Origin of the sequence: Brachyspira innocens ATCC 29796, assembly GCF_000384655.1 — a bacterium.
Lineage (GTDB): Bacteria > Spirochaetota > Brachyspiria > Brachyspirales > Brachyspiraceae > Brachyspira > Brachyspira innocens.
The window spans coordinates 1-5,874 of sequence record NZ_ARQI01000044.1; the positions used below are offsets into that span (position 1 = coordinate 1).

Sequence of the window (5,874 nt, forward strand, 5' to 3'; positions counted from 1 at the left end):
TCTATGTCTGAAATAGTAAAAGAAAAACCTATAATGGAAGAAGTGCAGAAAAAATATAATAATTTTGTTAAAAGCAGATTAATGATGATGGAATATGAGAAAAAAGAGGCTTATTTATACGGCAATCAGATAATGCTTGATGAAGAAAGAAGATTAGGAAAAGAAGAAGGTATAAAAGAAGGTATAGAACAAGGTATAGAACAAGGTATAGAACGAGAAAAATATTCATTGGCTAAAAATATGAAAAAAGAAAATATAGATATTAATATTATAAGTAAAGTAACAGGTTTGAGTATAGAAAAAATAGAAAAATTATAAATATATGACTAAAATAACAAAATGTAATAATATATTTGCTTGCAAGTTTATATTTTAAAACAATAATTTTTTGATATTCATAAACTAATACTATAAACTCATAATTAAATTTTCTATATTGTATAAAGAACAAATGTAAAAACCTGATATAAATTTAAATATACTATAATAATTATAAATATTTATCAAATTTGAAACAGTTCTAAATTATTATTTATTTATCATAATTTTATACTTTATGTTTATATTTGTTATTAATTTAAGAAAATCATTGTTTTAATAAGTTAAAAAAATTACACTGTAATTATAAATTTGTTTTGACAAATAACGGTTTGTTTTGTATAATGTTATTAGCTTCGGAGGGCGGTTTTTATGTATTTAGTAAATCTTATGGAACAAAAAGTGTCAAAATTGGCAGATTCATATTTGAAAGAAAAAAATATTCCTGTTAATACCAATATGCGTATGGATATTATAGCATATACTTTAAATAGAGTTCAGCCTCAATATGTTACAAGTGCCAGAGGAGTGCTTCACAGCTACAATAGAGATTCTATTCAAAGCAATACAGAGATACTAAGTATTATAGCAGATGCCTGCGATATAGTGAGCAGAAGAAAAGAAAATACTTTATTGGAATCCGTTCCTTCTATAGATGAAAGCGGCTATTATTTAACTTATCCTAGTATAATGGGTAATATTACTGCTTCCAATAATTTTGAAAAAATAGATAATGCCTTAGTTTATATATTTTGCGAAGGAAAGATACTTCAGGGTTATGGGGTTAATTTTCCTAATCCTGCTATAGTATCAAGCAATGTTCCTGGAAAGTTTATGTTTTGTTTTATGCCTAAAAAAGTTGATTCTAATGAAGAAGTAGAAGTTAATTTGGATATTGTTATAGAATCTGAAAAATTTATGCAGTATGAAAGCGTATTATCATTTAAGATAAAACCATCGTATTATAATGCAGGCGATATGCCTTTATTTTCTATAGAAGAGGTTAATGATATACTTTTAATAGAAAATCATAATATACCTAGTTAAATATATCTATTTTAAATAATGATTGGTTATTATTTTTAATATAATCTTTATTTATTTAAGAGAAGTTAATGAAAGTAATTAGATTTATAGTATTTGCCTGCTTTTTGGTTATTTTTATAGTAATAGCAAATTTAATTCATAAAAATATGGACTCTTATGAAGCTGTAACTATAACAAGCCCTTTTACTTATTATAATATAATAACTTATGGGAATAATGATATAAAAACTTTGGCGTCTCTTTCTTTTAAGGATTCGCTTGATAGTTTATCTGAGATGTTTGATATTGACAGAGCTTTTATAGCCAATAATATCTTAAGAAAGACTATCAAAATAAGAGAAAATGAAGCAGAGCTTGTGGTTTTTACTGATAATAATTCTATAGGTCAAATAACGATTAATAGTTCTAATAATACTGATGTTTTTCTTGAAAATGTTTTAAGCAGTTTATCTTCCAACAATATACAGCTTGAAAAATATTTACTAGATGATACTAACGGTAATACTTTATCTGAAGTTTATACACATAAGTCAGACACATATAAAATAATCATAACAAAAACTTATTTAGATAATTCTGATAGTTTAACTATAGATTATGTTAATTTAAACATATTTTAGTATTCATGATTTAGTAAAATATTATATTTTTTTCTTGACAAAAAATTTACTTGATTATATATTTATATTACTAAATAAGATTTATTATTAATTATTTTTTTTATATCATAAGGAAATTATCATTATGAATAATACAAGAAACACTATACAAAAGCAAGTTATATTAAATGCTGTAAGAGAATTGAAAAATCACCCAACTTCCGAAGAAGTTTATAATTATATTAAACCCAATTTTCCATCTATAAGTTTAGGTACTGTATATAGAAATTTAAATCTATTATCAGAAACTAAAGAAATACAAAAACTTTCAGTTATAGATGATGCAGTACGTTTTGATCATATTACAAATGAACACTATCACTTTCAATGCAGCAAATGCAAAAAGTTATTAGATATACCTATGGAATATCAAAAAAGGCTAGATGAATTAGTTTCAAAAGAGTATGATGTAGAAGTATTTAAACATGATATAGTATTTACTGGAATATGTAAGAAATGTAAAGATTCTTAATACTTTATGTATTTGAAAAGAATTGTTAATGCTTATTTTTTATTGATAAAACTATATTTGAAGTCTTGATTTTAATATTTATATTTTATATACTAATTATATATAATATTTTTAATTGAAGGAATAATTATGTCAAAAGGCTATTTAGCTTTAGTGCTTCATGCTCACCTACCTTATGTGAGACACCCTGAACATGAAAATTTTTTAGAGGAAGAATGGCTCTATGAAGCTATTACAGAGACTTATATACCTTTATTAGACGCTTATGATAGAATGGTTAATGATGGTATAAACTTTAAAATAACTATGAGCGTAACTCCTCCTCTTATGAATATGTTAGCCAATGAGCTGCTTCAAAATAGATATGTTAATTATATAGAGAAATTAATTAAACTATCTGAAATGGAATGCGAAAGAACTTCATTAGACCCAAATTTTCATCATACTGCTGAGTTTTATAGAGAAAAGTTCAAAAAGATAAGAGATATTTTTGTTTATAAATACAATAAAAATATATTAAACGGATTCAGATACTTTTTGGAGAGGGGAAATTTAGAGATAATTACCTGCGGTGCTACGCATGGATTTTTCCCATTTATGCAGGAATATCCTAAAGCAATAGAAGCCCAATTAAAAATGGCTGTAAAAACCCATGAAAAACATATGGGTAGAAAACCTACTGGAATATGGCTTGGAGAATGCGGATTCTTTCCGGGGCTTGAAAAACATCTTGCAAACAATGGTTTAAAATATTTCTTTGTTGATACGCATGGTATAATGTATGCTGATAAAGTTCCAAAATACGGAGTTTATGCGCCTTTATATTGTTCTAGAGAGAGTAGGGTAGCTGCTTTTGGAAGGGATATTGAAAGTTCAAGAAGCGTATGGAGTGCCGAAGTAGGTTATCCGGGCGATTTTAGATACAGAGAATTCTATAGAGATATTGGTTATGACTTGCCTTTTGAGTATATTAAAGACTTTATACAAAGCAATGGGCTTAGAAAAAATACTGGAATAAAATACTATAGAATTACAGGTAAAGACTGCCCTAAAGAACCTTATAACCCACAGTGGGCTATGGAAGCTGCAGGGGACCATGCAGGCAACTTTATGTTTAACAGAGAAAAACAAATTGAATATTTAGCTTCTGTAATGGACAGACCTCCTATAGTAGTATCTCCTTATGATGCTGAGCTTTTCGGACACTGGTGGTATGAAGGACCTATGTTTATAGAGTTCTTAATGAGAAAGATACATCATGATCAGGATACAATAGAAACTATAACTCCTAAAGAATATTTGGAAAGACACCCTGTAAATCAAATATCAATGCCTTCTATGTCTAGCTGGGGGGCTAATGGATACGGAGAGGTTTGGCTTAATGGAAGCAATGGCTGGATATACAGACATTTGCATAAAGCAGCTGAACGTATGATAGAATTAGCTCATGATTACTATAATGAAACCGGGCTTTATGAAAGAGCATTGAATCAGGCAGCAAGAGAATTATTGCTTGCTCAAAGCAGCGACTGGGCTTTCATTATGCATACAGGTACTATGGTTGATTATGCTGTTAATATAACAAAACTCTATATTAGAAGATTTACTGATCTCTACTATGCTATTAAAAACAGAGATTTAAACGAAGAATGGCTTAGAAAGATAGAGTGGCGTGATGATATATTCCCAGAGATGGATTTTAGAATATACAGTTAAAAATAATTTAATAGAAAAAATGAAAGAGCATGTATATTTAGTATGCATGCTCTTTTTTTATTTTATATAAACTGAATTAAAAAGTAATATTAAACTATTTTATAATTAATTTTTTATTTTTTGAATGTACCACTCTGTATCGCCTAGATTTTCCTCTAATGCTTCTCTTAAACCTTTTAAGTTAAAATATCCCAATAATTCATCATTGCTGTATAACTCTACCTCTAATGAATCAAGCAGTATATTTATTAGATTATTAGCCCTAATTCCATCATCTGTATTTATACCTATTCCAATATATGTTGATTCATTATCTTCAATAACATCTTTATCAGAAATTGAATATGTAATATAATTATTTGATTTTTTCTTTATACGTAAATATAATTCATTTTCAGATATTATTTTATCACTATATAATAAAACAACAGCAATTTGATGATTATCATATGCTGATAACCAATTATCAGCTATTGAAGTATCTATCCCAATTCCTAATACTGATTCATATTTGTTATCAAAATTCATTATAAACATTAGATCATTATCAATATTAATCTCCCATTTAGCAAATAATGGAATAGAAAATACGCTTATAAATAAAAAAATAAGTAGATTAAATTTTATTATTTTTTTCATAAATGACAACTTACTTATAAAAAATATGGAGATGGCGGGACTCGAACCCGCGTCCTACGAAGCGTACCATATTCGTCTACATAGCATATCTTATCTTTAAGAGTTTCGCTTTATAGGTAGAAGACAAGCAGAAAAGCTATAAAACTAGTAAGAGTATACGTAATATCAGGCTCTTACAGCACCTAATACAAGTTCTATGTGTTTTGACACCGAAAAAACAACCCATAGACAAATTGCTTAATCAGCGGCAACTTCAATTAAGCTGCAAGTGCGTATTCGTCTGCACTTATTGTTTGGTATGATATTAATGTGCGTACACCTAGCACAGCTATGCAAAATACGTTCCAACCATCGCAGTCGAAGCCGGAGCATCCCCTTTCAAAGAACTATATTTTCATTATAGCATTGATAAAAAAAATGTCAATATATTATTTTGAAAAAAATGTTTAGGAGTGTATTTATGTACATTTTTTAGTATAAAAAAGCATTATCTTTATAGTTGTTTTTGAAATATATCTTATAGACTTCCACTTTTAATATTCAATCAATATACATACTGCTGTCTCAATATTTCTAAAGTAAATATTTTTGATGAATATTGTTTTAACAATAAATTTATTTTTAAAAATTAATAATCAAAAAAATACAAAATTTTTACAGGTATTTTTTTATTTATACGTATTAATAATTGAAGCAATAATTTTATAATCAAAGGTTATTGTATTTATATACAGAATATATTTATTAAAGAATTTTACTATTTTTTAAAAATAGGGGCTATACTTATGAAAAATAGATTGTATTTAATATTGTTTTTACTAATTTTTATAATAGTTTTGATAGTTTCATGTAAGGGGATTAATATTTTAAGCCCTACACATATACCTCCTCCAACTGATTTTAGATTGCCTGAAGACACAATACCAAGTCATGTTGATGTTAATCCAATACCTGCTAAAGACGGCGAAGTATTCGGAGGTTTTCAGAGGAAGTTCAAATATCAAGGCAAATGGTATATATTGG

The 5,874-nt window shown here is 27.2% G+C and carries 5 protein-coding genes, 1 other RNA gene and 2 pseudogenes; 6 read left to right on the plus strand and 2 right to left on the minus strand.

Translation table 11 applies throughout. The annotated features are described in order from the left end of the window. The 5 genes and pseudogenes from F811_RS16655 to F811_RS0100750 form a co-directional block, all read left to right on the plus strand. Positions 1-318, plus strand: a pseudogene (locus tag F811_RS16655) (Rpn family recombination-promoting nuclease/putative transposase); the annotation flags it as partial. A 372-nt stretch (positions 319-690) separates the two neighbouring features. Further along, the gene (locus tag F811_RS0100735; RefSeq protein ID WP_020003401.1) at positions 691-1,365 is read left to right on the plus strand and encodes a late competence development ComFB family protein; all 675 of its coding nucleotides are present in this window, start codon (positions 691-693) and stop codon (positions 1,363-1,365) included. 68 nt (positions 1,366-1,433) lie between these two features. Next, positions 1,434-1,985: a hypothetical protein gene (locus F811_RS0100740; protein WP_020003402.1), complete on the plus strand. Its 552-nt coding sequence runs from the start codon at positions 1,434-1,436 to the stop codon at positions 1,983-1,985. Between the two features lie 124 nt (positions 1,986-2,109). After that, the gene (locus F811_RS0100745) at positions 2,110-2,496 is read left to right on the plus strand and encodes a Fur family transcriptional regulator (protein WP_020003403.1); all 387 of its coding nucleotides are present in this window, start codon (positions 2,110-2,112) and stop codon (positions 2,494-2,496) included. 129 nt (positions 2,497-2,625) lie between these two features. Further along, a complete protein-coding gene (locus F811_RS0100750; protein ID WP_020003404.1) occupies positions 2,626-4,212 on the plus strand; it encodes a glycoside hydrolase family 57 protein in 1,587 nt (528 codons plus the stop codon). Between the two features lie 105 nt (positions 4,213-4,317). On the opposite strand, the gene F811_RS0100755 is transcribed toward F811_RS0100750, so the two are convergent. Beyond that, complete coding sequence (locus F811_RS0100755; RefSeq protein WP_020003405.1) at positions 4,318-4,851, minus strand: hypothetical protein; 534 nt, start codon at positions 4,849-4,851, stop codon at positions 4,318-4,320. 23 nt (positions 4,852-4,874) lie between these two features. After that, positions 4,875-5,227, minus strand: a transfer-messenger RNA (tmRNA) gene (gene ssrA, locus F811_RS16285). Positions 5,228-5,636: 409 nt separating this feature from the next. Here ssrA and F811_RS0100760 point away from each other — a divergent pair. After that, a pseudogene (locus tag F811_RS0100760) lies at positions 5,637-5,874 on the plus strand (hypothetical protein); the annotation flags it as partial.

Coding starts and splice junctions, on each gene's coding strand:
- F811_RS0100740 (WP_020003402.1), top strand. CDS start 1,434: ATGAAAGTAATTAGATTTATAGTATTTGCCTGCTTTTTGGTTATTTTT.
- F811_RS0100750 (WP_020003404.1), top strand. CDS start 2,626: ATGTCAAAAGGCTATTTAGCTTTAGTGCTTCATGCTCACCTACCTTAT.
- F811_RS0100745 (WP_020003403.1), top strand. CDS start 2,110: ATGAATAATACAAGAAACACTATACAAAAGCAAGTTATATTAAATGCT.
- F811_RS0100735 (WP_020003401.1), top strand. CDS start 691: ATGTATTTAGTAAATCTTATGGAACAAAAAGTGTCAAAATTGGCAGAT.
- F811_RS0100755 (WP_020003405.1), bottom strand. CDS start 4,851: ATGAAAAAAATAATAAAATTTAATCTACTTATTTTTTTATTTATAAGC.